The following is a 26,972-nucleotide window of genomic DNA, read 5'->3' on the forward strand; positions in this document are numbered from 1 at the left end:
AAGCCCGGTGGCGCTAGCGCTTACCGGGCCTACGATCGTTGTTGTAGGCCGGGCAAACGCAGTGCCGCCCGGCACACAAACCGCACTTACGCGTTTTTCAGCACTTCGCTGACAATCTCTACCGCTTCTTTTTCAATCTGCTGACGGTGCTCAGCGCCGAGGAAGCTTTCGCAATAGATTTTGTACGCATCTTCCGTACCGGATGGACGCGCGGCGAACCAGCCGTTTTCGGTCATCACTTTCAGGCCGCCGATAGACGCACCGTTACCCGGCGCCGCCGTCAGACGCGCGGTGATCGGGTCGCCCGCCAGGGTGCTTGCGCTGACCATTTCCGGAGAGAGTTTGGACAGAGCGGCTTTCTGAGCAGAGGTCGCACCGGCCTGAATGCGGTTATAGCTTGGCGCACCAAAACGCTCCGCCAGCTCGTTGTAATGTTCCTGCGGGTTCTTACCGGTGACCGCGGTGATTTCCGCCGCCAGCAGGCACATGATGATGCCGTCTTTATCGGTTGACCACGGCGTGCCGTCGAAGCGCAGGAAGGACGCGCCCGCGCTCTCCTCACCGCCAAAGCCAAAGCTGCCGTCGTGAAGGCCGTCAACGAACCACTTGAAGCCCACCGGCACTTCTACCAGCTTGCGGCCCAGCGCCTCGACCACGCGGTCAATCATCGCGGAGGAGACCAGCGTTTTACCGACGGCTACCTCTTTGCCCCACTGCGGACGGTGCTGGAACAGGTAGTTAATCGCGACGGCCAGATAGTGGTTCGGGTTCATCAGCCCTGCCGGGGTGACGATGCCGTGACGGTCGTAATCCGGGTCGTTAGCAAACGCCAGGTCGAATTTGTCGCGCAGCGCCAGCAGGCCAGCCATCGCGCACTCGGAGGAGCAGTCCATGCGGATCGCGCCGTCTTTGTCCAGGTGCATAAAGCGGAAGGTCTGATCGACGTGATCGTTCACGATGGTCAAATCCAGCTTGTAATGCTCGGCAATGCGTTTCCAGTATTCGATACCGGAGCCGCCCAGCGGATCCACGCCCAGCTTCAGGCCGGCTTTCTGGATGGCCGCCATATCGACGATCTCCGCCAGCCCTTCTACGAACGGCTGCACCAGATCCTGTTCTTTCACGTGACCGGACGCCATGGCGGCATCGAGAGAAATGCGCTTAACGCCTTTCAGATCGTTGGCTAACAGGGCGTTGGCGCGGTCTTCCACCACTTTGGTGACGTTGGTATCAGCCGGGCCACCGTTAGGCGGGTTGTATTTAATGCCGCCGTCATCCGGCGGGTTGTGGGATGGCGTGATAACGATACCGTCAGCCAGCGCACCGCCTTTTTTGTTGTGCACCAGGATGGCGTTAGACACCGCTGGCGTTGGCGTGAAGCCGTTGTTCTCCTGAACAATCACGTCTACGCCGTTTGCCGCCAGCACTTCCAGCACGGAAATGAACGCCGGTTCAGACAGGGCGTGGGTATCTTTCCCCACGTAGCACGGACCGGTAACGCCATTTTTGGCGCGCTCTTCCGCGATAGCCTGGGCAATGGCCAGAATGTGCGGTTCGTTAAAGCTATGGCGCGCCGCGCTGCCGCGGTGACCGGATGTACCAAACTTCACTGCGTGTTCTGCGTTGCCCACGACCGGCTTCAGCACGTAATACTGGGAGGTCAGTTGAGCGACGTTAATCAAATCGCGTTGTTGTGCAGGTTGGCCTGCACGGCTGTGATTTGCCATTGCCTGGTCCTTCTGATGCAAGGGTTAAATTGTACCGCAAACCTTCTCAATCAATTCCGCCGGGAACTGCATGGACTGCATGATATGTTCAACCATGCTGCACTTGCGGCCCGTATTGGTATTGGTGATGACCCAGTACGGTGTGCCCGGGACATGCTTAGGTTTGGTTTGGTTGCCATTTTGCAGCAGCGTCTGCTCGTCGCCCGCGAAATAGACCCGCGTGCGGCCGTGCAGCGACTCGGTCGCTTCAGCAAACGCATTGTTATCCAGTGAATAAAGTGTAGACAGCACCAGCATGAAGCGATTAACCGCTTTTTTCTGCTCGGCGTATTCATCGGAGAGCAGCAGCTCGCGCATCGCGCGCACTTTATCTTTTACCTGCGCCACGGCCGGTTTAGCTTGCGCGACAACGCTCGGCTGAGACACGACATCTTTAGCGACAAGGGTGACAGGCTGTGAGGCGGCGGAAATTTTAAGCATACGCCGTAAAATGTCGGACGCGCTCTCCCCGATATGCCGCGTTTGGCTGGCAATAAACTGATAGAGTTCGTCATCAACTTCGATTGTTTTCATCTTAATCCAGTGCGATATCTTATCTGAATACAAGTCGTTGGGATTATAGGGTCAAATCCCAACAGCGGATAGCGTCAAACCCGGTTGGCGGCAAAAGTCAGATTAAACTGGAACCTTGCAGCCGGGCGGCAGAATGGTCAACATGATACCCTAACCTGACATACGTAAAAAAAGAACTTTGCCATGAAATTGAATACCCGAGCGCAATCTGCACAATCGCCGAACAATAATCCTCCCATCGTACTGGTTCACGGGCTGTTTGGTAGCCTCGATAACCTGGGCGTGCTGGCGCGCGATCTGGTAACCGATCACGATATTTTACAGGTTGATATGCGCAATCACGGCCTTTCCGGGCGTTCCGACGAGATGACCTACGCGGCGATGGCGCAGGATCTGCTGGATACGCTCGATGCACATAACCTGAAGAAGGTAACGCCGATCGGGCATTCAATGGGGGGCAAAGCGGTAATGGCCCTGACGGCGCTTGCGCCGGAGCGTATCAACGGGCTGATTGTCATTGACGTCGCGCCTGTGGATTACAACGTCCGCCGTCACGATGAGATCTTCGCCGCCATTAATGCGGTCACGGAAGCGGGTGTCGCGACGCGCCAGCAGGCTGCCGCCGTGATGCGTGAGCATCTGGATGAGGAAGGGGTCGTGCAGTTCCTGCTGAAGTCGTTCGTCGACGGGCAATGGCGTTTTAACGTGCCGGTGCTCTGGGAGCAGTACAACAACATCGTGGGTTGGGAAAGCATTCCCGCCTGGCCGCACCCTACCCTGTTTATCCGCGGCGGGAACTCACCTTACGTCACCGACGCGTACCGTGACGCCCTGCTGGCACAATTCCCGCAGGCGCGCGCCCACGTTATCGCCGGTGCCGGACACTGGGTTCACGCCGAAAAGCCTGACGCCGTACTGCGTGCCATCCGTCGCTATCTCACTGATACAGCGAATTGATTAAAAAGACAGCGACTGGAAGTCTGCGGGCTTCCAGTCGTTGGCGTGCCGTTTTCGCTGATGTATGATGGCGCGCTTATCGCCCGGGCATTAGCAGGGCGGCGTGTTTCCCCCGAAGTCTCAGAATCATGGCCAAAGAACAAACGGACCGTACGACACTAGATCTGTTCGCGAATGAGCGTCGACCGGGACGACCGAAAACGAATCCGCTTTCGCGCGATGAACAGCTGCGTATTAATAAACGCAACCAGCTTAAACGCGATAAAAATCGTGGGCTTAAGCGTGTCGAACTGAAGCTCAATGCCGATGCCGTCGATGCACTGAATGAGCTGGCCGAGGCACGTAACATCAGCCGCAGCGAGCTGATTGAAGAGATGTTAATCACCCAGCTTGAGACATTGCGCGGCAAGGCATAAGTCTGAAAATCTCCTTTATTACCCTTTTCATGTAGCACAGAGTGCAGTCCTGCGCGATAGCTGTTTCCGCAGGGTTGCCTGTTCTGCTATTATTGCCCTTATCCGTGGACAAATTGCGCCACCATACCATTAAGTTTCAAGAGGTTATTTTACTCATGGCAATCATCGGCATTTTCTTCGGCAGTGATACCGGCAATACCGAAAATATCGCAAAAAACATCCAAAAACAGCTCGGTAAAGACGTTGCCGATGTGCACGACATCGCCAAGAGCAGCAAAGAAGATCTCGAAGGCTATGACATCCTGCTGCTGGGCATTCCCACCTGGTACTACGGCGAAGCGCAGTGCGACTGGGATGATTTCTTCCCAACCCTGGAAGAAGTGGACTTCAACGGCAAGCTCGTTGCCCTGTTCGGCTGCGGCGATCAGGAAGACTATGCAGAGTACTTCTGCGACGCGCTGGGCACCATCCGCGACATCATTGAGCCGCGCGGTGCCGCTATCGTAGGCCACTGGCCGACGGCGGGTTACCACTTTGAAGCGTCCAAAGGCCTGGCGGATGACGACCACTTCGTGGGTCTGGCCATCGACGAAGATCGCCAGCCGGAACTCACCGCTGAGCGCGTTGAAAAATGGGTTAAGCAGGTTCGCGAAGAGCTGAACCTGGACGACATCCTTAACGCCTGATACTCCTGCGGCGCAGCTCCGGCTGCGCCCGTTTTCCAGGTAAAACCGATTAAATTAATTGCTACAAACTTTTAACTTTTTCGCTCAGACCTGTACAATATCCCCCTGGTAAAAAGTGGGTGCCATCGAACAAGTTTGTTGGTGATACCACGTTTTTATAAGCATACTTTGCTTGAGACTTGCAGTTTTCATTTAGGCATGGCAGTTCTATAATGAGACGCATTATCCCAAGTGCATTTTCTGTCACTTCTTCGTTAGAAGTGAATCGTTTAGCAACAGGACAGATTCCGCATGACTGACAACAATACCGCATTAAAGAAGGCTGGCCTGAAAGTAACGCTTCCTCGGTTAAAAATCCTTGAAGTGCTTCAGGGGCCAGACAATCACCATGTCAGTGCGGAAGACCTTTACAAGCGTCTTATCGACATGGGCGAAGAGATTGGGCTGGCAACCGTGTATCGTGTGCTGAACCAGTTCGATGACGCGGGCATTGTTACCCGTCATAATTTCGAAGGCGGTAAATCCGTTTTCGAACTGACCCAGCAGCACCACCACGATCACCTGATCTGCCTCGATTGTGGCAAGGTCATTGAATTCAGCGATGATTCAATCGAATCACGCCAGCGTGAAATCGCCGCGCGTCACGGCATCCGCCTGACCAACCACAGCCTGTACCTCTACGGTCACTGTGCAGAAGGCGATTGCCGCGAAAATGAACATGCGCACGACGCAAAATAAGTGAGTGTTCATACTCTGAGCCAGCCGTAAGGTTGGCTTTTTTTTGCCTGAAAAAAGCCCGGTGGCGCTGCGCTAACCGGGCCTACGGGCTGTGACACCGTTGTAGACCCGTAAGCGCAGCGCCACCGGGCGTAAAGCAACTTACTTATTGTTATTGCGGATCTCGTCCCAGATCTTATCGCAACGCTTCGCTACGTCCTGATCGTTACCGGTTTTACGCGCCTGAATGCAGGCCTGATAATCCATTACGCGGACGTTCTCCTGCGTCGCGAACTGCTCATGCGCTTTCTCTTTCTTCAGCACATTAAGCACGCTCTGACAGGCCTCGATTTTCTCCGGCGATCCTTGTGCAGTGTTGATGCAGGCGCTGTACGCCTCTTTAAGACGTGAGTCTTCTTTCTGTGCCCGATCCTGCGCACACCCCACCAGCCCCGATGCCAGCAGCGCGACGATTACCATTTTTTTCATCATGTGCAGTCTCCATGTCGGCGGGACATAGCCCGCCGGCGCGTTCATCAGAAGATAGTGAATGGTGCGATAACCATGAATTTCACGTCACGCTCATCCTGGAAGATGTTGTTGTAGCCACCGCCATAGCTTGGCAGATCGGAATGGTTGTCATACTGCGTGAAGTGCAGCTTGAACATCGTGCCCTTGGCTCGACCATCCTGCAGTACATATGCTGCATCCAGGCTGTAGGCAGATTCTTTCAGGCGCTGGCTCTGATCGTAGATTGGTGCACTGCTTGGTTTTGCATCCCAGCCGTAAGCGTAGGAAGCGCCAACCGACCAGCCTGCGAGGTTCCAGTTTTTGAGATCGTACATTGCGCCGAAGAAGACCGCTTTTTCACCATTGGCGTTGAAGTCAGAGCGGTTATCCCACCAAATATCTAAGCGTCCATTTGAGGAAGCGTAGGTTGGCGTCATGCGCTGCAGGAAGAAGCCCTGATTACCGTCTGCTTTAACCCAGGTACCTTCCAGACGAAGATCGACCTGGCCAATTTTGTAGCCAAAGGTTAAAGCCTGCAGCCAGGCCGTGCCGTCATATAAATCGTTGGCCAGCGCGACGTCATCGTTAGTCCTTAAGTTATTTTGCGCATCGGCTTTATCACGTGCGCCATAGAACTGATAGCTGGTGGAGAGCGGGCTGCCAGCGATATCAAATTTATACGATGCCTTAGCAAAGTACTGATCCATATAGCCTTCAGCCTGACCAAACGCCGCTTCCAGGACAAGGTCATTTTTAAAGTCGTACTTCACCCCCAAAGAGTGGAGATAATCCACTTTGGTTTTACGATCGCCCTGATAGAACTTGTCCATCTCGATGTGCCACGGCGCTTTGTACTCGTTGGTCCACATATAGGAGAAGCTCAGCGCGCCCGCATCGCCGTAGTCAAAATTCGCCCCGGCTTCTGCGCCCTGATAGGTGCCCGGCATAAAGCTCCAGTGCGGGGCTAACAGCGTCTGGCCGGTTGGCTGAATATAGCCCCCGCGCGCCCAGACCGGTCCATATTTGAATTTCGCTGCGGCCTTGTACAGGCTGATACCGCTTTTATCGCCGGACCAGTCTTCTTTATAGGCTTTGTTGCTGGAGGAGAAGGCAATTTCGTTCGGGTGTGCGCTATCGCCGTTTTCAGCCATTTCAATGGCCGTAAACGCGGCGATATCCAGACCAAACATATCGGCGACATAACCCGACTGGAAGTCCAGGTTGGCGTTCCAGGTGGAGTGAGAAAGGTTGGTTTTATATTTATCTTCTGTGACGTCTTTACGGTCACGCTCACGCTGCCAGTAATAAATACCGCCCGTGAGGGTAGAATCATCGATGAATCCTTCTGCCTTAGCTTCTGGGGTAATTACCAGGCTCGACATTGCCGTCACGCCGGCGATAGCCAGCGCCAGCGCACTACGTTTGCCACTGAACGTACGCATAGATTATTCCTCTTTGACGAATTAAAACGCCTAAAACGGCGAAAATATAAAAGACCTAATGGTCAGGGGTAGTTAGAAATACCCTCGAATTAACTACCGCCTTTAGGTTATTTTTCGCGACGCGAATTATCAATGCTTTTTAATAAGCAAAAGTCAGGATTATGACGAAGTGCACATAATTAGTAGTGCTTTGTAACATTTGCGGTGAAGCGAGGAATGACGGGATATAGCGAGATTTTTCAGGCAGTAACGCCGAAATTTTATGCCTATTTTTTGACCTTATGTAATTTGATAAATACACAAACTTTTTTTAGAAAAATAAGTAGCACCTCATTGACCTGTTTTTTGGGGAAATAGTATTTCAACAGTCCGTTAATGACATGATCGATAAATAAAAAAAACGCCGCTTACCGCGGCGTTTGTTTCTCATTGACCAGAGCAGCGATATTATTCGCCGATTTTAGCCCAGGTGTCACGCAGACCTACGGTACGGTTAAATACCGGTTTTTCTGCTGTGCTGTAGCGGCTGTCGAGACAGAAGTAACCTTCACGCTCGAACTGGAACGCTTTACCGGCTTCCGCGGCTTTCAGTGACGGTTCAGCGAAGCCCTGCTTGATAACCAGTGACTCAGGGTTAATGGTCGCCAGGAAGTCTTCTGCAGCACCTGGGTTAGGCACGCTGAACAGACGGTCGTACAGGCGGATTTCTACAGGCAGCGCATGCGTCGCGCTCACCCAGTGAATAACGCCCTTCACTTTACGACCATCAGCAGGATCTTTGCTCAGGGTCTCTGCATCGTAAGAGCAGAAGATGGTGGTGATGTTGCCTTCCGCATCTTTCTCCACGCGCTCGGCTTTGATTACGTATGCGTTACGCAGACGCACTTCTTTACCCATCACCAGACGCTTGTACTGCTTGTTCGCTTCCTCGCGGAAGTCAGCGCGATCGATCCAGATCTCGCCGCTGAACGGCACGTCGCGGGTGCCCATCTCCGGCTTGCTCGGATGGTTAGGCATAGACACCAGCTCGCTCTCGCCCTGCGGGTAGTTTTCGATTACCAGCTTAACCGGGTCGATAACCGCCATCGCGCGCGGGGCGTTTTCGTTCAGGTCTTCACGGATGCAGGACTCCAGTGAAGCGATCTCAATGGTGTTGTCCTGCTTGGTGACGCCGATACGTTTGCAGAACTCGCGGATAGACGCGGAGGTATAGCCGCGACGGCGCAGACCGGAGATGGTTGGCATACGCGGGTCATCCCAGCCTTCAACGTGCTTGTCGGTGACCAGCAGGTTCAGCTTGCGCTTGGACATCACGGTGTATTCCAGGTTCAGACGAGAGAACTCGTACTGACGTGGATGCACGGGAATGGTGATGTTGTCCAGCACCCAGTCGTACAGGCGGCGGTTGTCCTGGAACTCCAGCGTACACAGGGAGTGCGTAATGCCTTCCAGCGCATCGCTGATGCAGTGGGTGAAGTCGTACATCGGATAGATGCACCACTTGTTGCCGGTCTGGTGGTGTTCAGCAAACTTGATGCGGTACAGCACCGGATCGCGCATCACGATGAACGGAGACGCCATGTCGATTTTCGCACGCAGGCACGCTTTGCCTTCTTCGAAGCCGCCGGCACGCATTTTTTCAAACAGCGCCAGGTTCTCTTCCACGCTGCGATCGCGGAACGGGCTGTTTTTGCCCGGCGCGGTCAGCGTACCGCGATATTCACGGATTTCATCAGCAGACAGTTCGTCAACATACGCCAGACCTTTATTGATCAGTTCAACCGCGTAGGCGTACAGCTGATCGAAATAGTCAGAGGAGTAGCAGATATCGCCAGACCAGTTGAAGCCCAGCCATTGCACGTCGTTCTTGATGGACTCAACGTATTCGATGTCTTCTTTTACGGGGTTGGTGTCATCGAAACGCAGGTTGCACTGGCCCTGATAGTCTTGCGCAATACCAAAGTTCAGGCAGATAGATTTCGCATGCCCAATATGCAGGTAGCCGTTCGGCTCCGGCGGGAAACGGGTATGAATTGTGGTGTGCTTACCACTGGCCAGATCTTCATCGATGATCTGACGAATAAAGTTACTCGGGCGGGCTTCTGCCTCACTCATCGTGGATTCCTCAAAGCGTAAACAACGTATAACGGCATATGATCTTATAAGCCGGACGTAGTGACAACCCTTAAAACGTCTCTTGAGAAAATAATGGGGGCATTTGCTGCAAAAAAAAGCGGCGGAGGAAATCCCCCGCCGCTTAAGGCATGACTCTACTCAGGAGCGATTACTTGCCTTTAATCTCATACAGTGGCGTTTGGCCCGCAACAACCTGACCTTTTGCCTGAATAACCAGGCCGCTGAAGTCGTCGATGTTGCTGCACACGACCGGGCTGATCATGGAGCGCGCGTTGGCGTTCAGGAAGTCCAGATCCATTTCCAGAATCGGCTGGCCTGCCACCACTTCTGCACCCTCTTCCACCAGGCGAGTAAAGCCCTGACCGTTCAGCGCAACGGTATCAATACCCATATGGACAACGATCTCCGCGCCTTTCTCGGTTTCGAGGCAGAATGCGTGGTTGGTGTTGAAGATTTTAACGATGGTACCGGCAGCAGGAGACACAACGGTTTTATCCGTTGGCTTCACGGCCACGCCGTCACCGACCGCTTTGCTGGCGAAGGCTTCGTCTGGCACCTGCTCAATGGCAACCACGTCACCGGTGACCGGGGAAACCAGCGCGGCAATAGTCACGGCATTTGGCACAGTCTGCGGTTTTGCAGCGGCTGGTGCAGCAGCAGGTGCGGCAGAGGCTTCTGCTGCGGCGACCGGACCGGTGGTTTTCATGGCGTTAGCAATTTTCTCAGCCACGAAGCCGACGATAATCTGCACGCTGGTTTTGTTCAGGCGAATAACGCCGGAGGCACCCAGACGTTTTGCCAGCGCTTCGTTCACCAGAGAAGAGTCTTTCACGTTCAGACGCAGACGGGTGATACAGGCGTCGATACCGGTCAGGTTGTCAGATCCGCCTACTGCGGCGATGTACTGACGCGCCAGACCCGCAACATCCTGCTCTTTATCTGCGCTCACGTTCACGTCCTGACCATCCGCTTCGCTACCGGCAACCGCCAGTTCACGACCCGGAGTCATCAGGTTGAATTTAGTGATGGTGAAGCGGAACACCACGTAGTAGATAACGAAGAACACCAGACCCTGTGGGATCAGCATCCACCAGTGGGTCGCCAGCGGGTTACGGGACGACAGCACCATATCCACCAGACCGGCGCTGAAGCCGAAACCGGCAATCCACTGCATGCTTGCAGCGATGAACACGGAGATACCGGTCAGCACGGCGTGGATCACGTACAGCACTGGCGCAACGAACATGAAGGAGAATTCCAGCGGCTCGGTGATACCGGTGAAGAAGGCCGCGAACGCACCTGCCATCATGATACCCAGCACTTTCGCTTTGTTCTCTGGACGCGCGCAGTGGTAGATAGCCAGCGCTGCACCCGGCAGGCCGAACATCATGATTGGGAAGAAGCCTGCCTGATAACGACCGGTGATACCCACAACCGCTTTACCTGCTTCGATGGACTGTGCGCCACCCAGGAAGTTAGGAATATCGTTAATACCGGCAACGTCGAACCAGAACACGGAGTTCAGCGCGTGGTGCAGACCGACCGGGATCAGCAGGCGGTTGAAGAACGCGTACACGCCCGCACCGACGGAACCCAGCTTCTGGATGTGTTCACCGAAGTTCACCAGACCGTCGAAGATCACCGGCCAGATGTACATCAGGATGAACGCAACGAAGATCATCACGAAAGAGGTGAGGATCGGCACCAGACGACGGCCGCTGAAGAACGACAGCGCTTTCGGCAGCTCAACGCTGCTGAAGCGGTTATACAGTTCCGCAGAGATAATACCGACGAGGATACCCACGAACTGGTTGCTGATCTTACCGAACGCGGCAGGCACCTGGTCCGCCGGGATCTTCTGGATCATGGAAACCGCAGCCGGGGAACAGAGCGTGGTCAGCACCAGGAAGCCCACGAAACCGGTCAGCGCCGCAGCACCGTCTTTGTCTTTGGACATACCGTAAGCCACACCAATGGCGAACAGCACGGACATGTTGTCGATGATGGCGGAACCAGACTTAATGAAGAACGCCGCTAACGCGTTGTCTCCACCCCAGCCTACCGGATCAATCCAGTAACCGACACCCATTAATATCGCTGCCGCTGGCAGCGTGGCAACCGGCACCATAAGCGCGCGGCCAACCTTTTGTAAATAACCTAGAATACTCACTTTCTTCCCCCTATGAGACCCCGTTTCAGGCACGTTCTCAGCTGTGTTTTTTATTGTGTCACTAACTATAAATACAGTTGATGATTCACTGGCATTGTGAGTGTGTGGAAAATTAATTCGTATCGCAAATTAAACACCCATTTTTTGTGATTTTTGTCACCAAATATCGTAATTAACCCTCCCTTTCACTGGCTAACAGCGAAAACTTATTTTATCATTCAAAAAATCAAGACGGATTGATCCGGCCTGAAAGGTTCCAGGTTACGCTTAAGTATCAGGCTGCAAGAATCATCCGCCCACGTTTCTACTTAAACTTTAGAGGTGAACAATGAGACTGATTCCCCTGACAACAGCTGAACAAGTCGGTAAATGGGCTGCTCGTCATATCGTTAACCGCATTAACGCATTCAAACCAACTGCCGATCGTCCGTTCGTTCTCGGCCTCCCAACCGGCGGCACGCCGCTGACCGCCTATAAAGCACTGGTTGAGATGCACAAAGCAGGCCAGGTTAGCTTCAAGCACGTTGTGACCTTCAACATGGACGAATACGTCGGCCTGCCGAAGGAGCATCCGGAAAGCTACCATAGCTTCATGCACCGTAATTTCTTTGATCACGTTGATATTCCAGCTGAAAACATTAACCTGCTGAATGGTAACGCGCCTGATATTGACGCAGAATGCCGTCAGTACGAAGAAAAAATCCGTTCCTACGGTAAAATCCATCTGTTCATGGGCGGCGTGGGTAACGATGGTCACATCGCCTTTAACGAGCCGGCGTCTTCTCTGGCTTCCCGTACCCGCATTAAAACGCTGACCCATGACACCCGCGTGGCAAACTCCCGCTTCTTTGACGGCGACGTGAACCAGGTTCCAAAATACGCCCTGACCGTTGGCGTAGGCACCCTGCTGGATGCCGAAGAGGTGATGATTCTGGTGCTGGGCGGCGTGAAGGCGCAGGCGCTCCAGGCTGCCGTTGAAGGCAACGTTAACCACATGTGGACCATCAGCTGCCTGCAGCTGCACCCTAAAGCCGTCGTTGTGTGTGACGAACCGTCCACAATGGAGCTGAAGGTGAAAACGTTGAAATACTTCAACGAGCTGGAAGCAGAGAACATCAAAGGTCTGTAACTGAATAACCGCCTCTCAGTATAGAGGCGGTCGCTTTTTTTAAACCGGGGGTCGTTATGTACGCTTTAACCCACGGTCGGATTTATACCGGCCATGAAATTCTGGATGACCACGCGATTGTTATCGCGAATGGCCTGATTGAACGTGTTTGCCCGCTGGCCGAGCTGCCGCCGGAGATGGAACAGCGCTCACTCAATGGAGCAATAATCTCCCCCGGTTTTATCGACGTACAGCTTAACGGCTGCGGCGGCGTGCAGTTTAATGACACAGCCGATGCGGTGACGGTTGAAACGCTGGAGATCATGCAGAAAGCCAACGAGAAATCGGGCTGCACCAGCTATCTGCCCACGCTGATTACCAGCAGCGATGACCTGATGAAGCAGGGTATCCGCGTGATGCGCGAATATCTGGCGAAACATCCTAACCAGGCGCTGGGTCTGCACCTCGAAGGACCGTGGCTGAACATGGTCAAGAAAGGTACGCATAACCCGGACTACGTCCGCAAACCGGACGCTGAGCTGGTTGACTACATGTGTGCTAACGCCGATGTCATCACCAAAGTGACGCTTGCACCTGAAATGACCGGCACTGACGTTATCAGCAAGCTGGCTGCCGCCAGTATTGTGGTGTCAGCAGGTCACTCAAACGCCACGCTGAAAGAAGCCAAAGCGGGCTTCCGCGCAGGTATTACCTTTGCGACCCACCTTTATAACGCTATGCCGTATATTACGGGCCGCGAACCGGGTCTAGTCGGGGCAATTCTGGATGAGCCAGACGTTTACTGCGGCATTATCGCCGACGGCCTGCACGTTGATTACACCAACATCCGCAACGCCAAGCGCCTGAAAGGTGACAAGCTCTGTCTGGTGACAGATGCCACAGCGCCAGCAGGGGCAAATATTGAGCAGTTCATTTTTGCTGGTAAAACAATATACTACCGCAATGGACTCTGTGTGGATGAGAACGGCACGCTGAGCGGTTCTGCCCTGACGATGATTGAAGGGGTGCGTAACCTGGTCGAGCACTGCGGTATTGCCCTTGATGAAGTGCTGCGTATGGCAACGCTTTACCCGGCTCGCGCAATGGGCGTGGATAAACAGCTTGGCGGAATTGCACCGGGTATGGTTGCAAACCTGACGGCGTTCACACACGATTATAAAATTATTAAGACCATCGTTAATGGTAACGAGGTCGTCACTGAGTAAGTAAAAGTATGACACCAGGCGGACAAGCTCAAATCGGTAATGTCGATCTCGTTAAACAACTTAACAGCGCGGCAGTTTATCGCCTGATTGACTCACACGGGCCAATCTCTCGAATTCAGATAGCCGAACAAAGCCAGCTTGCTCCCGCCAGCGTGACAAAAATTACGCGTCAGCTTATTGAGCGCGGCCTGATCAAAGAAGTCGATCAGCAGGCCTCCACCGGGGGGCGCCGCGCCATCTCCATCGTGACCGAAACCCGCAACTTTCAGGCCATTGGTGTGCGTCTTGGTCGTCATGACACCACCCTTACGCTCTACGATCTGAGCAGCAAAGCCATCGCCGAAGAGCACTATCCCCTGCCGGAACGCACCCAGGAGACGCTGGAACACGCTCTGCTGAACACCATCGAGCAGTTTATCGAGAGCTGTCAGCGCAAGATCCGTGAACTCATTGCTATCTCCGTGATTCTACCGGGCCTTGTCGACCCGGAAAGCGGCGTTATTCGCTATATGCCGCACATTCAGGTGGAGAACTGGGGGCTGGTGGACGCGCTGGAAAAGCGCTTCAAGGTTACCTGCTTTGTGGGTCACGACATTCGCTCGCTGGCGCTGGCAGAGCACTACTTTGGTGCGAGCCAGGACTGCGAAGACTCTATTCTGGTGCGCGTTCACCGTGGTACGGGCGCGGGCATTATCTCCAACGGCCGCATTTTCATCGGCCGCAACGGCAACGTGGGCGAGATCGGCCACATTCAGGTGGAACCCCTCGGCGAGCGCTGCCACTGCGGCAACTTCGGCTGCCTTGAAACGGTGGCTGCCAACGCCGCCATTGAACACCGCGTTCGTCATCTGCTGGAACAAGGCTACCAAAGCCGCGTAACCCTGGACGACTGTAAGATCGGCGCCATCTGCAAGGCCGCCAATAAGGGCGATGCGCTGGCCTGCGAGGTTATCGAGCAGGTTGGGCGTCACCTGGGTAAAACCATCGCCATCGCCATCAACCTGTTCAACCCGCAGAAAGTGGTGATCGCCGGTGAAATTGTCGAAGCAGAAAAAGTCTTACTGCCCGCTATCGAAGGCTGCATCAATACCCAGGCGCTGAAGGCGTTTCGCCAGGGCTTACCGGTGGTGCGCTCTACGCTGGATCACCGCTCCGCGATCGGTGCTTTTGCCCTGGTAAAACGCGCCATGCTCAACGGTATTCTCCTGCAACATTTGCTGGAAAGTTGATCGGACCTTATAGTAACGCCTTCTTTTTTTGATGTCGGGAAGTCCATGACCATTAAGAATGTAATTTGTGATATCGACGGCGTGCTGATGCACGACAACGTTGCCGTGCCGGGTGCTGCGGAGTTTCTTTACCGCATCATCGACAAAGGAATGCCACTGGTTCTTCTCACGAACTACCCTTCCCAAACCGGTCAGGATCTGGCAAACCGCTTTGCCACCGCGGGCGTCAACGTCCCGGACAGCGTGTTTTATACCTCCGCAATGGCGACGGCAGATTTTCTGAAGCGTCAGGAAGGGAAAAAAGCCTACGTGGTCGGTGAAGGCGCGCTGATCCACGAGCTGTATAAGGCAGGCTTTACCATTACCGACGTGAACCCGGACTTTGTGATTGTCGGCGAAACGCGCTCCTTTAACTGGGAGATGATGCATAAAGCTGCGTACTTTGTCGCCAGCGGCGCGCGTTTCATCGCCACCAACCCGGACACGCACGGCCGTGGGTTTTATCCGGCCTGCGGCGCGCTGTGCGCCGGCATCGAAAAAATCTCGGGCCGTAAGCCGTTTGTGGTCGGTAAACCGAGCCCGTGGATCATCCGCGCCGCGCTGAACAAGATGCAGGCCCACTCCGAAGAAACCGTGATTGTCGGCGACAACCTGCGCACCGATATTCTGGCCGGTTTCCAGGCGGGTCTGGAAACTATTCTGGTGCTTTCCGGCGTCTCGCAAATTGATGACATTGACTCCATGCCCTTCCGCCCGAGCTGGATTTACCCCTCCGTCGACGAAATCGACATCATCTGATTACAAACCACGCCTCAGGGCGTGGTTTTTCATTTTCAGCCCATACAAATAAACACCCATCTAACGAAAGGCGCATTTTATTGCATAACCATCAATAAAAGCGCTCATGACGTACTCTTTTTTCACTATTCAACAATCGCCATTGCACTTTTTCCGTTTTAGGCTGCAAAACCCTTGCGTGCCCTGCCCCTTTGCGGCATTTTCATAAGCAAGCAACATTACAAAGCAACAGGGTTAACGGAGAAGGTTATGTGTTCAATTTTTGGCGTACTGGATATTAAAACTGACGCGGGCGAACTGCGTAAAAAGGCACTCGAACTGTCCCGCCTGATGCGCCATCGCGGTCCGGACTGGTCCGGCGTTTACGCCAGCGATAAAGCGATTCTGGCTCATGAACGTCTGTCGATTGTTGACGTCAACGCCGGAGCACAGCCGCTGTACAACGAGAAAAAAACGCACGCGCTGGCCGTCAACGGTGAGATCTACAACCATCAGGCGCTGCGCGCAGAATACGGCGATCGCTACGCCTTCCAGACCGGCTCAGACTGCGAAGTGATCCTGGCGCTGTATCAGGAGAAAGGTCCGGAGTTTCTGGACGATCTGCAGGGCATGTTTGCCTTCGCCCTGTACGACAGCGAAAAAGACGCTTACCTGATTGGCCGTGACCACATCGGCATTATCCCGCTGTACATGGGCCACGATGAGCACGGCAACTTCTACGTTGCATCCGAAATGAAAGCCCTGGTCCCGGTGTGCCGCACCATCAAAGAGTTCCCGGCGGGCAGCTACCTGTGGAGCAAAGACGGCGAGATCCGCCAGTACTACCAGCGCGACTGGTTCGACTATGACGCGGTGAAAGACAACGTGACTGACAAAGCCGAGCTGCGTCAGGCGCTGGAAGATTCCGTAAAAAGCCACCTGATGTCAGACGTGCCGTACGGCGTGCTGCTCTCCGGCGGGCTGGACTCCTCCGTGATCTCCGCCATCACCAAGAAGTTCGCCGCGCGCCGCGTGGAGGATCAGGAGCGCTCTGAAGCCTGGTGGCCGCAGCTGCACTCCTTCGCCGTGGGCCTGGAAGGCGCACCTGACCTGAAGGCCGCGCAGGAAGTGGCAAACCATCTCGGCACCGTGCACCATGAGATTCACTTCACCGTGCAGGAAGGCCTGGATGCGATCCGCGATGTGATCTATCACATTGAAACCTATGACGTGACCACCATCCGCGCCTCTACGCCGATGTACCTGATGTCGCGTAAGATCAAGGCGATGGGCATCAAGATGGTGCTGTCCGGTGAAGGTTCCGACGAAGTGTTTGGCGGCTATCTTTACTTCCATAAGGCGCCAAACGCCAAAGAGCTGCACGAAGAAACCGTGCGTAAGCTGCAGGCGCTGCATATGTTTGACTGCGCGCGTGCCAACAAAGCAATGTCCGCTTGGGGCGTGGAAGCGCGCGTGCCCTTCCTGGACAAGGCTTTCCTCGACGTGGCGATGCGCATTAACCCGCAGGATAAAATGTGCGGCAACGGCAAAATGGAAAAACATATCCTGCGCGAATGCTTCGAATCCTACCTGCCGGCAAGCGTTGCTTGGCGTCAGAAAGAGCAGTTCTCCGATGGCGTAGGTTACAGCTGGATCGACACCCTGAAAGAGGTAGCGGCAAAACAGGTTTCTGATCAACAGCTGGAAACCGCAAGCTTCCGCTTCCCGTACAACACGCCGGGTTCCAAAGAAGCGTATCTGTACCGCGAGATTTTCGAAGAGCTTTTCCCGGTTCCGAGTGCCGCTGAGTGTGTGCCGGGTGGCCCGTCCGTCGCCTGCTCTTCCGCCAAAGCCATTGAATGGGATGAATCGTTCAAATCCATGAACGATCCGTCAGGACGCGCGGTAGGCGTTCACCAGTCAGCCTATAAATAAGGTTCAGAATGCAATCAGGCCCTCCGGGGCCTGATTTTTTTTGCCTCACTTTTCATCGCTTAAAACCGATTAATAACCAATAATTGTCGAATATTCGGCCTCGCTGTTCGCAACCTAACCAAACGATCGCATTCCGGCTATTTTCGTTGAAAAAGGTGTTGACGCTGCAAGGGTCTATACGCATAATGCGCCCCGCAACGCCGATAAGGTAACGCGAAAAAAAGATGGCTACGTAGCTCAGTTGGTTAGAGCACATCACTCATAATGATGGGGTCACAGGTTCGAATCCCGTCGTAGCCACCATCTTTTTTGCGGGAGTGGCGAAATTGGTAGACGCACCAGATTTAGGTTCTGGCGCCGCAAGGTGTGCGAGTTCAAGTCTCGCCTCCCGCACCATTCCCAGGTAAGCGTTGCACGGATGGGGTATCGCCAAGCGGTAAGGCACCGGTTTTTGATACCGGCATTCCCTGGTTCGAATCCAGGTACCCCAGCCATATTTCTTCGATTTTGCGGTTCTCCGCGGTATTGGGGTATCGCCAAGCGGTAAGGCACCGGTTTTTGATACCGGCATTCCCTGGTTCGAATCCAGGTACCCCAGCCATCGAAGATTTTAGTACTGGCTACGTAGCTCAGTTGGTTAGAGCACATCACTCATAATGATGGGGTCACAGGTTCGAATCCCGTCGTAGCCACCATATTAGTAATCTGTCGAATGATTCGATAGACTAGAAAAAATTGTTGGGGTATCGCCAAGCGGTAAGGCTCTGGTTTCTGATACCAGCATTCCGAGGTTCGAATCCTCGTACCCCAGCCAATTTAAAAAGTCGTTAAGCAGTCTGTTTAACGCAATTGGGGTGTCGCCAAGCGGTAAGGCACTGGTTTCTGATACCAGCATTCCGGGGTTCGAATCCCTGCACCCCAGCCACTCAAGTAACAAAAAAGCCCGCTCTGCGGGCTTTTTTGTTTTTGTCGTCAGTACCGTGCGGCCTAATGCCCTCTCCCACAGGGAGAGGGGAATAAGATTAGAGTCCGAGTGCGTATTTCAGCGCCTGACGCTTCAAACCGCCCGCACGCTCTGCCGCCATCAATCCAATATTACGCAAAATGCGCACCGGCCCCAGGTCGTTGCTGAATCCGGCGTAGAACAGATCCATCCCCGACTGCATGATGAAGTTATCCGCCATGCGCCGCGTCTGGTAGCGCTTCAGCACCTGATGACTGGCCCAGGCTTCCGCATGGCCGCGCGCGTTGCTCAGCACGTCCAATAAGGCGTCAACGTCACGGTATCCAAGATTTACGCCCTGCCCGGCCAGCGGATGAATGGTGTGTGCCGCATCGCCCACCAGCGCTAACCCCTCGCGGGCATACTGCAGGGCATGGCGGCGCGTGAGGGGGAATGCGCCAGCCGCCACCGGCGTGACGTGGCCCAGGCGGCTCGGGAAATGCAGCATAATCTCACGCTGTAATTGTTCCATCGAAAGCCCCTGCAGCTGGCGAATGCGCGCCGGTTTGTCGTACCACACCAGCGACGCCCAGCTATCAAACAGCGGTAAAAACGCGTGCGGGCCGTTCGGGGTGAAGTGCTGCCAGGTGCTTTCGCCGGGCGCATTTTCAGACTGAACGGTGATCAGCATGCAGGACTGCTGATACTGCCAGGCGTGAACGCCAATTCCGGCCATCTGTCTGACCTGCGAGTTGGCGCCATCGGCTCCCACCACCAGCTTCACGGCCAGCTCGTCATCGTTGTCCAGCGTCAGAATATAGCCACCGTCATGACGATGCAGTGCCTTGAGCGAGGCAGGCACGCGCAGCGTCACCTTTGGATGCGCCTCCAGCGCCTGCCAGAGCGCGAGCTGGAGCACGTTATTCTCTACCATATAGCCCAAGCGCGGCAGCTTCAGCTCGGCGGCATCAAACGCGACGTGGGCATTTTCCCACTCCCAGGTTTCGAGGCGGCTATAGGGATGCGCACGCATCGCCAGCACCGCCTCCCAGACGCCCAGCCCGCGCAGCAGATCGACCGACGCCGCGCTGATGGCAGAAATGCGCACGTCCGGTTTGCTGGCAGGATCGAAGGCCGGCGGAGCAGCCTGTTCAATTACCGTTACCTCGAATCCCTGCTGTGCCAGCCCCAGCGCCAGCGCGCCGCCGACCATACCGCCGCCGACAACGGCAACTTCGGTGTGTTGGAGTGTCATGGTCATTTTTCCTTATTGGAGAATCCCTTAAGTTTACCGGATTTTTGTGGTCTTGAGACGCATAACCTTCACACTGGTCACAACCCCACCAAAGCATTACAATACGCGGCTTGCAATCCTGAGCTGAGCAAGTCGATGACTAAAAAACTCCATATAAAAACCTGGGGCTGTCAGATGAACGAATACGATTCATCCAAGATGGCCGATCTGCTGGATTCAACCCACGGATACCAGCTGACAGAAAACGTGAAAGAAGCGGACGTGCTGCTGCTTAACACCTGTTCGATCCGTGAAAAAGCGCAGGAAAAAGTCTTTCACGTATTAGGCCGCTGGAAGCTCCTCAAGCGTAAAAATCCGGACCTGATCATCGGCGTGGGCGGCTGCGTCGCGTCGCAGGAAGGTAAGCTGATCCGCCAGAGAGCCCCGTATGTGGACATTGTCTTTGGCCCTCAGACCCTGCACCGCCTGCCTGAGATGATCAACAAGGTTCGCGGCAGCCGTAGCCCGGTGGTTGACGTGAGCTTCCCGGAGATCGAAAAGTTTGACCGTCTGCCGGAGCCGCGCGCCGATGGCCCGACCGCCTTCGTCTCCATCATGGAAGGCTGCAACAAATACTGTACTTACTGCGTGGTGCCTTACACCCGTGGTGAAGAGGTCAGCCGCCCGGCGGACGATATTCTGTTTGAAATCGCGCAGCTTGCCGCGCAGGGCGTTCGCGAAGTTAACCTGCTGGGCCAGAACGTTAACGCCTGGCGCGGTGAGAACTACGACGGCACCACCGGCAGCTTTGCCGAACTGCTGCGCCTGGTGGCCGCGATTGACGGTATCGACCGTATCCGCTTTACCACCAGCCATCCAATGGAGTTCACCGACGACATCATTGACGTGTACCGCGATACGCCAGAGCTGGTGAGCTTCCTGCACCTGCCGATTCAGTGCGGCTCCGACCGCGTGCTCAACCTGATGGGCCGCCCGCATACGGTGCTGGAGTACAAATCCACCATACGCAAACTGCTTGCCGCGCGCCCGGATATTCAGATCAGCTCCGACTTTATCGTCGGCTTCCCTGGCGAAACCACCGACGACTTCGAGCGCACCATGAAGCTCATCGGCGAGGTAAACTTCGACGTCAGCTACAGCTTCATCTTCTCTGCGCGTCCGGGAACCCCAGCCGCAGATATGGTTGACGATGTGCCGGAAGAAGAAAAAAAGCAGCGTCTGTATATTCTGCAGGAGCGCATCAACCAGCAGGCCAACGCCTGGAGCCGTCGGATGCTCGGAACCGTCCAGCGTATTCTGGTAGAAGGCACCTCGCGCAAGAGCATTATGGAACTGTCCGGTCGTACCGAGAACAACCGCGTGGTGAACTTTGAAGGCACGCCGGACCTGATCGGTAAATTCGTGGACGTCGAAATTGTCGACGTGCTGACCAACTCACTGCGCGCGAAGCTGGTACGCACCGAGGACGAAATGGGCCTGCGAATTGCTGAATCGCCGGAATCCGTTATTTCGCGCACCCGCAAAGTCAACGATTCTGGCGTGGGAATTTACCAGCCGTGATCCTTCTGGCCTGCCTTTCCGGCAGGCCTTGTATTTCCTCTCATCGTCCCCAATATGCATAGCAATGCTTGCGCCTTTTTTCTCAGGCGTGAATACTTTCGGTATGACAGTTTTATGATGCCAGGCCTACAAAACACTCAAAGAGGAACGGTTTGAATATAGACACGCGTGAAATTAGCCTTGAGCCTGCAGACAACGCTCGCCTGCTGAGCCTGTGCGGGCCGTTTGATGACAACATCAAGCAACTGGAGCGACGTCTGGGTATCGAAATCAATCGTCGCGATAACCATTTCAAACTCACCGGACGCCCTATCTGCGTCAACGCGGCGGCGGATATCCTGCGCAGCCTGTATGTCGATACCGCCCCGATGCGCGGCGAAACGCAGGATATCGAGCCGGAACAAATTCACCTCGCCATTAAAGAAGCACGCGTGCTTGAGCAGAGCGCGGAAAGCGTGCCGGACTACGGCAAGGCGATCAATATTAAGACCAAGCGTGGCGTGATTAAGCCGCGCACGCCGAACCAGGCGCAGTACATCGCCAACATCCTCGACCACGACATCACCTTCGGCGTGGGCCCGGCGGGTACGGGTAAAACCTATCTGGCGGTTGCCGCTGCGGTGGATGCCCTGGAGCGTCAGGACGTGCGTCGTATTCTGCTGACCCGTCCTGCCGTTGAAGCGGGTGAAAAGCTCGGCTTCCTGCCGGGCGATTTAAGTCAGAAAGTGGACCCGTATCTGCGTCCGCTCTACGACGCGCTGTTCGAAATGCTCGGCTTTGAGAAGGTTGAAAAGCTGATTGAGCGTAACGTGATCGAAGTTGCGCCGCTGGCCTACATGCGCGGGCGCACGCTCAACGACGCGTTTATCATTCTTGATGAGAGCCAGAACACCACCATCGAACAGATGAAGATGTTCCTGACGCGTATTGGCTTTAACTCAAAAGCGGTTATCACCGGCGACGTCACCCAGATCGACCTGCCGCGCAGCACCAAGTCGGGCCTGCGCCACGCTATCGAAGTGCTCGCTGAAGTCGACGAAATTAGCTTTAACTTCTTCCACAGCGAAGACGTGGTGCGCCACCCGGTGGTCGCGCGCATCGTTAACGCCTATGAAGCCTGGGAAGAGGCAGATCAAAAACGTAAGGCCGAACTGGCCGCGGAACGCAAGCGCGACGCGCAGGAGCAAGAGAATAAATGAGTCAGGCGATCCTCGATTTACAGCTGGCCTGTGAAGATAATTCCGGTCTGCCAGAAGAGGCACAGTTTCAGAAATGGCTGGATGCGGTTATCCCCCAGTTTCAGGAAGAATCAGAAGTCACGATTCGCCTGGTGGATGAAGCAGAAAGCCATGAGCTTAACCTGACCTACCGCGGGAAAGATAAGCCGACCAACGTGCTCTCTTTCCCGTTCGAAGCGCCACCGGGCATTGAGATGCCTCTGCTGGGCGATCTGATCATCTGCCGTCAGGTGGTTGAACAGGAAGCGAAAGAGCAGCAGAAGCCGCTTGAGGCCCACTGGGCGCATATGGTGGTGCACGGCAGCCTGCACCTGCTGGGCTACGATCACATTGAAGATGACGAAGCGGAAGAGATGGAGTCCCTTGAGACAGAGATAATGCTTGCTCTGGGCTATGAGGATCCGTACATTGCCGAGAAAGAATAGTCAGTCTATTGACCGACTACCGTGCCGCCGCGTAAGGACATCACGCGGCGGCAAACGTTGAACTCACAAGAGAACCCTTAACCAACGCCATGAGCGACGACAATTCACACAGTAGCGACACGACAAACGGTAAAAAGGGATTTTTCTCCCTCATTCTGAACCAGCTTTTCCACGGCGAACCGAAAAACCGTGATGAACTGCTGGAGCTGATTCGTGATTCCGGGCAGAACGACCTTATCGACGAAGATACGCGCGAAATGCTCGAAGGGGTGATGGACATCGCCGACCAGCGCGTCCGCGATATTATGATCCCCCGCTCGCAGATGATTACCCTGAAACGTAACCAGACGCTGGACGAGTGCCTCGATGTGATCATCGAATCCGCCCACTCGCGTTTCCCGGTCATCAGCGAAGACAAAGATCACATCGAAGGGATTTTGATGGCCAAAGATCTGCTGCCGTTTATGCGCAGCGATGCCGAAGCCTTCAGCATGGAAAAAGTGTTACGCCAGGCGGTGGTTGTGCCGGAAAGCAAGCGTGTGGATCGGATGCTGAAAGAGTTTCGCTCTCAGCGCTACCACATGGCGATTGTTATTGATGAATTTGGCGGCGTGTCCGGTCTGGTCACGATCGAGGATATCCTTGAGCTGATCGTCGGCGAAATCGAAGACGAGTATGACGAAGAAGAAGATATCGACTTCCGTCAGCTCAGCCGCCACACCTGGACCGTGCGCGCGCTGGCCTCCATTGAGGACTTCAACGACGCTTTCGGCACCCACTTCAGCGATGAAGAGGTTGATACCATCGGCGGGCTGGTGATGCAGGCCTTTGGTCATCTTCCGGCGCGCGGTGAGACCGTTGACATCGACGGTTACCAATTCAAAGTCGCCATGGCCGACAGCCGACGTATTATTCAGGTTCACGTCAGAACACCGGACGACTCACCGGTGCCAAAACTGGAAGATTAATGTAAATGGCATTTGCCCCATTACTTGAACGCCAGCGCGTCCGTTTGCTGCTGGCGCTGTTGCTCGGAGCCAGCGGTACGCTGGCTTTTTCTCCTTATGACATCTGGCCCGCGGCCATTCTCTCCCTGATGGGGCTGCAGGGCCTGACCCTGAATCGTCGTCCGGTACAGGCTGCCGCCATCGGCTACTTCTGGGGGCTGGGGCTGTTTGGCTCCGGCATCAACTGGGTCTACGTCAGCATCGCGCAGTTTGGCGGCATGCCGGGGCCGGTTAACGTCTTCCTCGTTGTGCTGCTCGCGGCGTATCTCTCGCTCTATACCGGCCTGTTCGCCGGCATTCTCTCCCGCCTGTGGCCTAAAACCACCTGGCTGCGCGTGGCCATTGCCGCGCCGGTTGTCTGGCAAATTACCGAGTTCCTGCGCGGCTGGGTACTCACCGGCTTCCCATGGCTGCAGTTCGGCTACAGCCAGATTGACGGCCCGCTGAAAGGGCTGGCACCGGTGATGGGCGTTGAAGCGATTAACTTCCTGCTGATGGTCGTGAGCGGCCTGCTGGTACTGGCGCTGGTGACGCGCTGCTGGAAGCCGCTGGCCGTGGCGCTGGTGCTGTTCGCCCTGCCCTTCCCGCTGCGCTATATCCAGTGGTATACCCTCGTTCCGGAACGCGCCACGCAGGTATCCATGGTGCAGGGCGATATCCCGCAGTCTATGAAGTGGGACGAAAAAGAGCTGCTGAATACGCTGAAGATCTACGCCAACGCCACCGAAAAGGTGATGGGTAAATCGCAGCTGATTATCTGGCCGGAGTCCGCTATTCCCGATCTGGAAATTAACCAGCAGCCGTTCCTCAACATGATGAACGACCTGCTGCTGGCGCGCGGCAGCACGCTGATCACCGGGATTGTTGACGCACGCCTGAATCAGCAGAACCGCTACGATACCTACAACACCATCATTACGCTCGGCAAGGATAGCGAATACAGCTACGGCTCCACCGACCGTTACAACAAGAACCACCTGGTGCCGTTCGGTGAATTCGTGCCGCTGGAGTCAATTCTTCGCCCGCTGGCACCGTTCTTTGACCTGCCGATGTCCTCATTCAGCCGCGGTCCGTACGTTCAGCCTCAGCTGCACGCCCACAACCTCGCCCTGACGGCGGCTATTTGCTACGAGATCATCCTCGGCGAGCAGGTGCGCGATAACTTCCGTCCGGATACCGACTTCCTGCTGACCATCTCTAATGATGCATGGTTTGGTAAGTCTATTGGCCCGTGGCAGCACTTCCAGATGGCGCGCATGCGTTCCCTGGAGCTGGCGCGTCCGCTGCTGCGCAGCACCAACAACGGCATCACCGCCGTGATTGGTCCGCAGGGTGAAATTCAGGCGATGATCCCGCAGTTTACCCGTGAGGTACTGACCACAAAAGTCACGCCAACCACGGGGCTGACGCCGTACGCCCGCACCGGGAACTGGCCGCTGTGGATTTTGACCGCACTGTTCGGCTTTGGCGCCGTGCTGATGAGCCTGCGTCAGCGTCGTAAATAACCTCACCTTCTGTTGCCGGGTGGCGCTGACGCTTACCCGGCCTACTTTCCCCTTGCTGTAGGTCGGGTAAGGCGCAGCCGCCACCCGACAATCCCTCCCAAATTTTAAATCTGGCACGCCTATTGCTTTGTTTATTCACGCAAACGCAGTTACGGCTTAACGTGCAACCTTGTCGCACCAGCGTAGTTCGTCGGTAGCACCGAAACGGTGCAACGAGAGATTATTGCCTCTGAATGGTGCGGCGCGCTTCGCAAAAATAAACAATAACGCAGCAAAATCTTTACATTAAGCCAGACTAAATGTTAACAAGCTTGCATAACACTGCACTCGCATCGCGCGAGATATAACAACATCACAATGGGTATCAATGCGTCACTGGCGCTGATAAGAAAGGAGTTGGGTATGCAATTACGTAAACTGGCCACAGCAATGCTGGTGATGGGGATGTCTGCAGGCGTCGTTCACGCTGAAGACGCTCCGGCAGCAGGAAGCACTCTCGACAAGATTGCCAAAAACGGCGTGATCGTGGTCGGCCACCGTGAATCTTCTGTCCCGTTCTCTTACTACGACAACACGCAAAAAGTCGTGGGCTATTCACAGGACTACTCCAACGCCATCGTTGAAGCTGTGAAGAAAAAGCTGAACAAACCTGACCTGCAGGTAAAGCTGATTCCAATCACCTCGCAGAACCGTATTCCCCTGCTGCAGAACGGCACATTCGATTTTGAGTGCGGTTCTACCACCAACAACCTCGAGCGTCAGAAACAGGCCGCCTTCTCCGACACGATCTTCGTGGTAGGGACGCGTCTGCTGACCAAGAAAGGCGGCGAGATTAAAGATTTTGCTGACCTGAAGGGTAAAGCCGTCGTTGTGACGTCGGGTACTACGTCAGAAGTGCTGCTGCACAAGCTGAACGACGAGAAGAAAATGGATATGCGCATCATCAGCGCGAAAGACCATGGCGACTCCTTCCGTACTCTGGAAAGCGGCCGTGCCGTCGCGTTTATGATGGATGATGCCCTGCTGGCAGGTGAACGTGCAAAAGCGAAGAAACCTGACAACTGGGAAATCGTCGGCACCGCGCAGTCTAAAGAGGCCTACGGCTGTATGCTGCGTAAAGATGACGCTGACTTCAAAAAGCTGATTGATGACACCATCGCGCAGGCGCAGACCTCCGGCGAAGCGGCAAAATGGTTCGACAAGTGGTTCAAGAACCCGATTCCACCAAAGAACCTCAACATGAACTTCGAACTGTCTGACGACATGAAAGCGCTGTTCAAAACACCAAACGACAAAGCTCTTAACTAATTAGAACGACAGGGGCGGGATCTCCTGCCCTCTCGATTGTCGGGAAGCATGGACAGACTATACGTTGAGTGGATCGTTCCCCACTCGGCGCGAAAAATGAGCTTCTCACCAATCTTCGAGGG

Annotated in this window: 22 protein-coding genes and 7 tRNA genes; 22 read left to right on the top strand and 7 right to left on the bottom strand. The window is 54.9% G+C overall.

Annotated elements, in window-relative coordinates:
• Positions 1-86: 86 nt before the first annotated feature.
• Both pgm and seqA read right to left on the bottom strand, forming a co-directional pair.
• Positions 87-1,727 carry a phosphoglucomutase (alpha-D-glucose-1,6-bisphosphate-dependent) gene (gene pgm, locus E0L20_RS05330; RefSeq protein ID WP_131633044.1) on the bottom strand — a complete coding sequence of 547 codons (1,641 nt, stop codon included), beginning with the start codon at positions 1,725-1,727 and terminating at the stop codon, positions 87-89.
• Positions 1,728-1,751: 24 nt separating this feature from the next.
• Positions 1,752-2,300: a replication initiation negative regulator SeqA gene (gene seqA / locus E0L20_RS05335; RefSeq protein WP_131633045.1), complete on the bottom strand. Its 549-nt coding sequence runs from the start codon at positions 2,298-2,300 to the stop codon at positions 1,752-1,754.
• A gap of 183 nt (positions 2,301-2,483) precedes the next feature.
• Here seqA and ybfF point away from each other — a divergent pair, with 183 nt between their 5' ends.
• The 4 genes from ybfF (at position 2,484) to fur (ending at position 5,097) form a co-directional block, all read left to right on the top strand.
• Positions 2,484-3,257 carry an esterase gene (gene ybfF / locus E0L20_RS05340; protein ID WP_131633046.1) on the top strand — a complete coding sequence of 258 codons (774 nt, stop codon included), beginning with the start codon at positions 2,484-2,486 and terminating at the stop codon, positions 3,255-3,257.
• Between the two features lie 128 nt (positions 3,258-3,385).
• Positions 3,386-3,673 (top strand): LexA regulated protein, encoded by a 288-nt coding sequence (ybfE, locus tag E0L20_RS05345; protein ID WP_131633047.1) that lies wholly within the window; start codon positions 3,386-3,388, stop codon positions 3,671-3,673.
• Positions 3,674-3,828: 155 nt separating this feature from the next.
• Positions 3,829-4,359: a flavodoxin FldA gene (gene fldA / locus E0L20_RS05350; RefSeq protein ID WP_003858653.1), complete on the top strand. Its 531-nt coding sequence runs from the start codon at positions 3,829-3,831 to the stop codon at positions 4,357-4,359.
• A 291-nt stretch (positions 4,360-4,650) separates the two neighbouring features.
• Positions 4,651-5,097, top strand: a complete 447-nt coding sequence (gene fur / locus E0L20_RS05360; protein ID WP_003858655.1) for a ferric iron uptake transcriptional regulator — start codon at positions 4,651-4,653, stop codon at positions 5,095-5,097.
• 141 nt (positions 5,098-5,238) lie between these two features.
• On the opposite strand, the gene chiQ is transcribed toward fur, so the two are convergent.
• The 4 genes from chiQ to nagE form a co-directional block, all read right to left on the bottom strand.
• Positions 5,239-5,565 carry a ChiQ/YbfN family lipoprotein gene (chiQ, locus tag E0L20_RS05365; protein WP_131633409.1) on the bottom strand — a complete coding sequence of 109 codons (327 nt, stop codon included), beginning with the start codon at positions 5,563-5,565 and terminating at the stop codon, positions 5,239-5,241.
• Positions 5,566-5,612: 47 nt separating this feature from the next.
• Positions 5,613-7,028 (bottom strand): chitoporin ChiP, encoded by a 1,416-nt coding sequence (gene chiP, locus E0L20_RS05370; RefSeq protein ID WP_131633048.1) that lies wholly within the window; start codon positions 7,026-7,028, stop codon positions 5,613-5,615.
• Between the two features lie 447 nt (positions 7,029-7,475).
• Positions 7,476-9,143, bottom strand: coding sequence for a glutamine--tRNA ligase (glnS, locus tag E0L20_RS05375; protein ID WP_131633049.1), 1,668 nt, complete (start codon positions 9,141-9,143; stop codon positions 7,476-7,478).
• A gap of 169 nt (positions 9,144-9,312) precedes the next feature.
• Positions 9,313-11,334 carry an N-acetylglucosamine-specific PTS transporter subunit IIBC gene (nagE, locus tag E0L20_RS05380; protein WP_131633050.1) on the bottom strand — a complete coding sequence of 674 codons (2,022 nt, stop codon included), beginning with the start codon at positions 11,332-11,334 and terminating at the stop codon, positions 9,313-9,315.
• 328 nt (positions 11,335-11,662) lie between these two features.
• On the opposite strand from nagE, the gene nagB reads away from it, so the two are divergent.
• The 12 genes from nagB (at position 11,663) to E0L20_RS05445 (ending at position 18,534) form a co-directional block, all read left to right on the top strand.
• On the top strand, positions 11,663-12,463 hold the full coding sequence (nagB, locus tag E0L20_RS05385) for a glucosamine-6-phosphate deaminase (RefSeq protein ID WP_131633051.1): 801 nt from the start codon (positions 11,663-11,665) through the stop codon (positions 12,461-12,463).
• Positions 12,464-12,519: 56 nt separating this feature from the next.
• The gene (nagA, locus tag E0L20_RS05390; protein WP_131633052.1) at positions 12,520-13,668 is read left to right on the top strand and encodes an N-acetylglucosamine-6-phosphate deacetylase; all 1,149 of its coding nucleotides are present in this window, start codon (positions 12,520-12,522) and stop codon (positions 13,666-13,668) included.
• An 8-nt stretch (positions 13,669-13,676) separates the two neighbouring features.
• On the top strand, positions 13,677-14,897 hold the full coding sequence (gene nagC, locus E0L20_RS05395) for a DNA-binding transcriptional regulator NagC (protein WP_131633053.1): 1,221 nt from the start codon (positions 13,677-13,679) through the stop codon (positions 14,895-14,897).
• Positions 14,898-14,942: 45 nt separating this feature from the next.
• Positions 14,943-15,695, top strand: a complete 753-nt coding sequence (nagD, locus tag E0L20_RS05400; RefSeq protein ID WP_131633054.1) for a ribonucleotide monophosphatase NagD — start codon at positions 14,943-14,945, stop codon at positions 15,693-15,695.
• A 249-nt stretch (positions 15,696-15,944) separates the two neighbouring features.
• Positions 15,945-17,609: an asparagine synthase B gene (gene asnB / locus E0L20_RS05405; protein WP_131633055.1), complete on the top strand. Its 1,665-nt coding sequence runs from the start codon at positions 15,945-15,947 to the stop codon at positions 17,607-17,609.
• A 226-nt stretch (positions 17,610-17,835) separates the two neighbouring features.
• Positions 17,836-17,912 (top strand) — tRNA-Met (locus E0L20_RS05415).
• Between the two features lie 8 nt (positions 17,913-17,920).
• Positions 17,921-18,005: transfer RNA gene (locus tag E0L20_RS05420), tRNA-Leu, on the top strand.
• A gap of 23 nt (positions 18,006-18,028) precedes the next feature.
• Positions 18,029-18,103, top strand: a tRNA-Gln gene (locus tag E0L20_RS05425).
• Positions 18,104-18,135: 32 nt separating this feature from the next.
• A tRNA-Gln gene (locus E0L20_RS05430) sits at positions 18,136-18,210 on the top strand.
• A 17-nt stretch (positions 18,211-18,227) separates the two neighbouring features.
• Positions 18,228-18,304, top strand: a tRNA-Met gene (locus tag E0L20_RS05435).
• A gap of 44 nt (positions 18,305-18,348) precedes the next feature.
• Positions 18,349-18,423, top strand: a tRNA-Gln gene (locus E0L20_RS05440).
• A 36-nt stretch (positions 18,424-18,459) separates the two neighbouring features.
• Positions 18,460-18,534: transfer RNA gene (locus tag E0L20_RS05445), tRNA-Gln, on the top strand.
• A gap of 97 nt (positions 18,535-18,631) precedes the next feature.
• Here the strand turns inward: E0L20_RS05445 and ubiF are convergent.
• Entirely contained in the window at positions 18,632-19,807 is a 1,176-nt protein-coding gene (gene ubiF, locus E0L20_RS05450; protein ID WP_131633056.1) for a 3-demethoxyubiquinol 3-hydroxylase, read from the bottom strand.
• A 135-nt stretch (positions 19,808-19,942) separates the two neighbouring features.
• Between ubiF and miaB the strand changes: the two genes are divergently transcribed.
• The 6 genes from miaB (at position 19,943) to E0L20_RS05480 (ending at position 26,850) form a co-directional block, all read left to right on the top strand.
• Positions 19,943-21,367: a tRNA (N6-isopentenyl adenosine(37)-C2)-methylthiotransferase MiaB gene (gene miaB, locus E0L20_RS05455; protein ID WP_131633057.1), complete on the top strand. Its 1,425-nt coding sequence runs from the start codon at positions 19,943-19,945 to the stop codon at positions 21,365-21,367.
• Positions 21,368-21,519: 152 nt separating this feature from the next.
• Positions 21,520-22,566 (top strand): PhoH family protein, encoded by a 1,047-nt coding sequence (locus E0L20_RS05460; protein WP_131633058.1) that lies wholly within the window; start codon positions 21,520-21,522, stop codon positions 22,564-22,566.
• Complete coding sequence (gene ybeY, locus E0L20_RS05465) at positions 22,563-23,030, top strand: rRNA maturation RNase YbeY (protein WP_131633059.1); 468 nt, start codon at positions 22,563-22,565, stop codon at positions 23,028-23,030. The genes E0L20_RS05460 and ybeY overlap by 4 nt, the downstream gene beginning before the upstream one ends.
• An 89-nt stretch (positions 23,031-23,119) precedes the next feature.
• A complete protein-coding gene (gene corC / locus E0L20_RS05470; protein WP_131633060.1) occupies positions 23,120-23,998 on the top strand; it encodes a CNNM family magnesium/cobalt transport protein CorC in 879 nt (292 codons plus the stop codon).
• 5 nt (positions 23,999-24,003) lie between these two features.
• Entirely contained in the window at positions 24,004-25,542 is a 1,539-nt protein-coding gene (lnt, locus tag E0L20_RS05475; protein ID WP_131633061.1) for an apolipoprotein N-acyltransferase, read from the top strand.
• 402 nt (positions 25,543-25,944) lie between these two features.
• The gene (locus E0L20_RS05480; protein WP_131633062.1) at positions 25,945-26,850 is read left to right on the top strand and encodes an amino acid ABC transporter substrate-binding protein; all 906 of its coding nucleotides are present in this window, start codon (positions 25,945-25,947) and stop codon (positions 26,848-26,850) included.
• Positions 26,851-26,972 lie beyond the last annotated feature (122 nt).

Origin of the sequence: Enterobacter wuhouensis (assembly GCF_004331265.1) — a bacterium.
GTDB lineage: Bacteria > Pseudomonadota > Gammaproteobacteria > Enterobacterales > Enterobacteriaceae > Enterobacter > Enterobacter wuhouensis.

Bases quoted from the DNA above. Each gene is read 5' to 3' on its own strand.
- pgm (WP_131633044.1), bottom strand. From the start codon at position 1,727: ATGGCAAATCACAGCCGTGCAGGCCAACCTGCACAACAACGCGATTTG.
- seqA (WP_131633045.1), bottom strand. From the start codon at position 2,300: ATGAAAACAATCGAAGTTGATGACGAACTCTATCAGTTTATTGCCAGC.
- ybfF (WP_131633046.1), top strand. From the start codon at position 2,484: ATGAAATTGAATACCCGAGCGCAATCTGCACAATCGCCGAACAATAAT.
- ybfE (WP_131633047.1), top strand. From the start codon at position 3,386: ATGGCCAAAGAACAAACGGACCGTACGACACTAGATCTGTTCGCGAAT.
- fldA (WP_003858653.1), top strand. From the start codon at position 3,829: ATGGCAATCATCGGCATTTTCTTCGGCAGTGATACCGGCAATACCGAA.
- fur (WP_003858655.1), top strand. From the start codon at position 4,651: ATGACTGACAACAATACCGCATTAAAGAAGGCTGGCCTGAAAGTAACG.
- chiQ (WP_131633409.1), bottom strand. From the start codon at position 5,565: ATGAAAAAAATGGTAATCGTCGCGCTGCTGGCATCGGGGCTGGTGGGG.
- chiP (WP_131633048.1), bottom strand. From the start codon at position 7,028: ATGCGTACGTTCAGTGGCAAACGTAGTGCGCTGGCGCTGGCTATCGCC.
- glnS (WP_131633049.1), bottom strand. From the start codon at position 9,143: ATGAGTGAGGCAGAAGCCCGCCCGAGTAACTTTATTCGTCAGATCATC.
- nagB (WP_131633051.1), top strand. From the start codon at position 11,663: ATGAGACTGATTCCCCTGACAACAGCTGAACAAGTCGGTAAATGGGCT.
- nagA (WP_131633052.1), top strand. From the start codon at position 12,520: ATGTACGCTTTAACCCACGGTCGGATTTATACCGGCCATGAAATTCTG.
- nagC (WP_131633053.1), top strand. From the start codon at position 13,677: ATGACACCAGGCGGACAAGCTCAAATCGGTAATGTCGATCTCGTTAAA.
- nagD (WP_131633054.1), top strand. From the start codon at position 14,943: ATGACCATTAAGAATGTAATTTGTGATATCGACGGCGTGCTGATGCAC.
- asnB (WP_131633055.1), top strand. From the start codon at position 15,945: ATGTGTTCAATTTTTGGCGTACTGGATATTAAAACTGACGCGGGCGAA.
- ubiF (WP_131633056.1), bottom strand. From the start codon at position 19,807: ATGACACTCCAACACACCGAAGTTGCCGTTGTCGGCGGCGGTATGGTC.
- miaB (WP_131633057.1), top strand. From the start codon at position 19,943: ATGACTAAAAAACTCCATATAAAAACCTGGGGCTGTCAGATGAACGAA.
- ybeY (WP_131633059.1), top strand. From the start codon at position 22,563: ATGAGTCAGGCGATCCTCGATTTACAGCTGGCCTGTGAAGATAATTCC.
- corC (WP_131633060.1), top strand. From the start codon at position 23,120: ATGAGCGACGACAATTCACACAGTAGCGACACGACAAACGGTAAAAAG.
- lnt (WP_131633061.1), top strand. From the start codon at position 24,004: ATGGCATTTGCCCCATTACTTGAACGCCAGCGCGTCCGTTTGCTGCTG.
- E0L20_RS05480 (WP_131633062.1), top strand. From the start codon at position 25,945: ATGCAATTACGTAAACTGGCCACAGCAATGCTGGTGATGGGGATGTCT.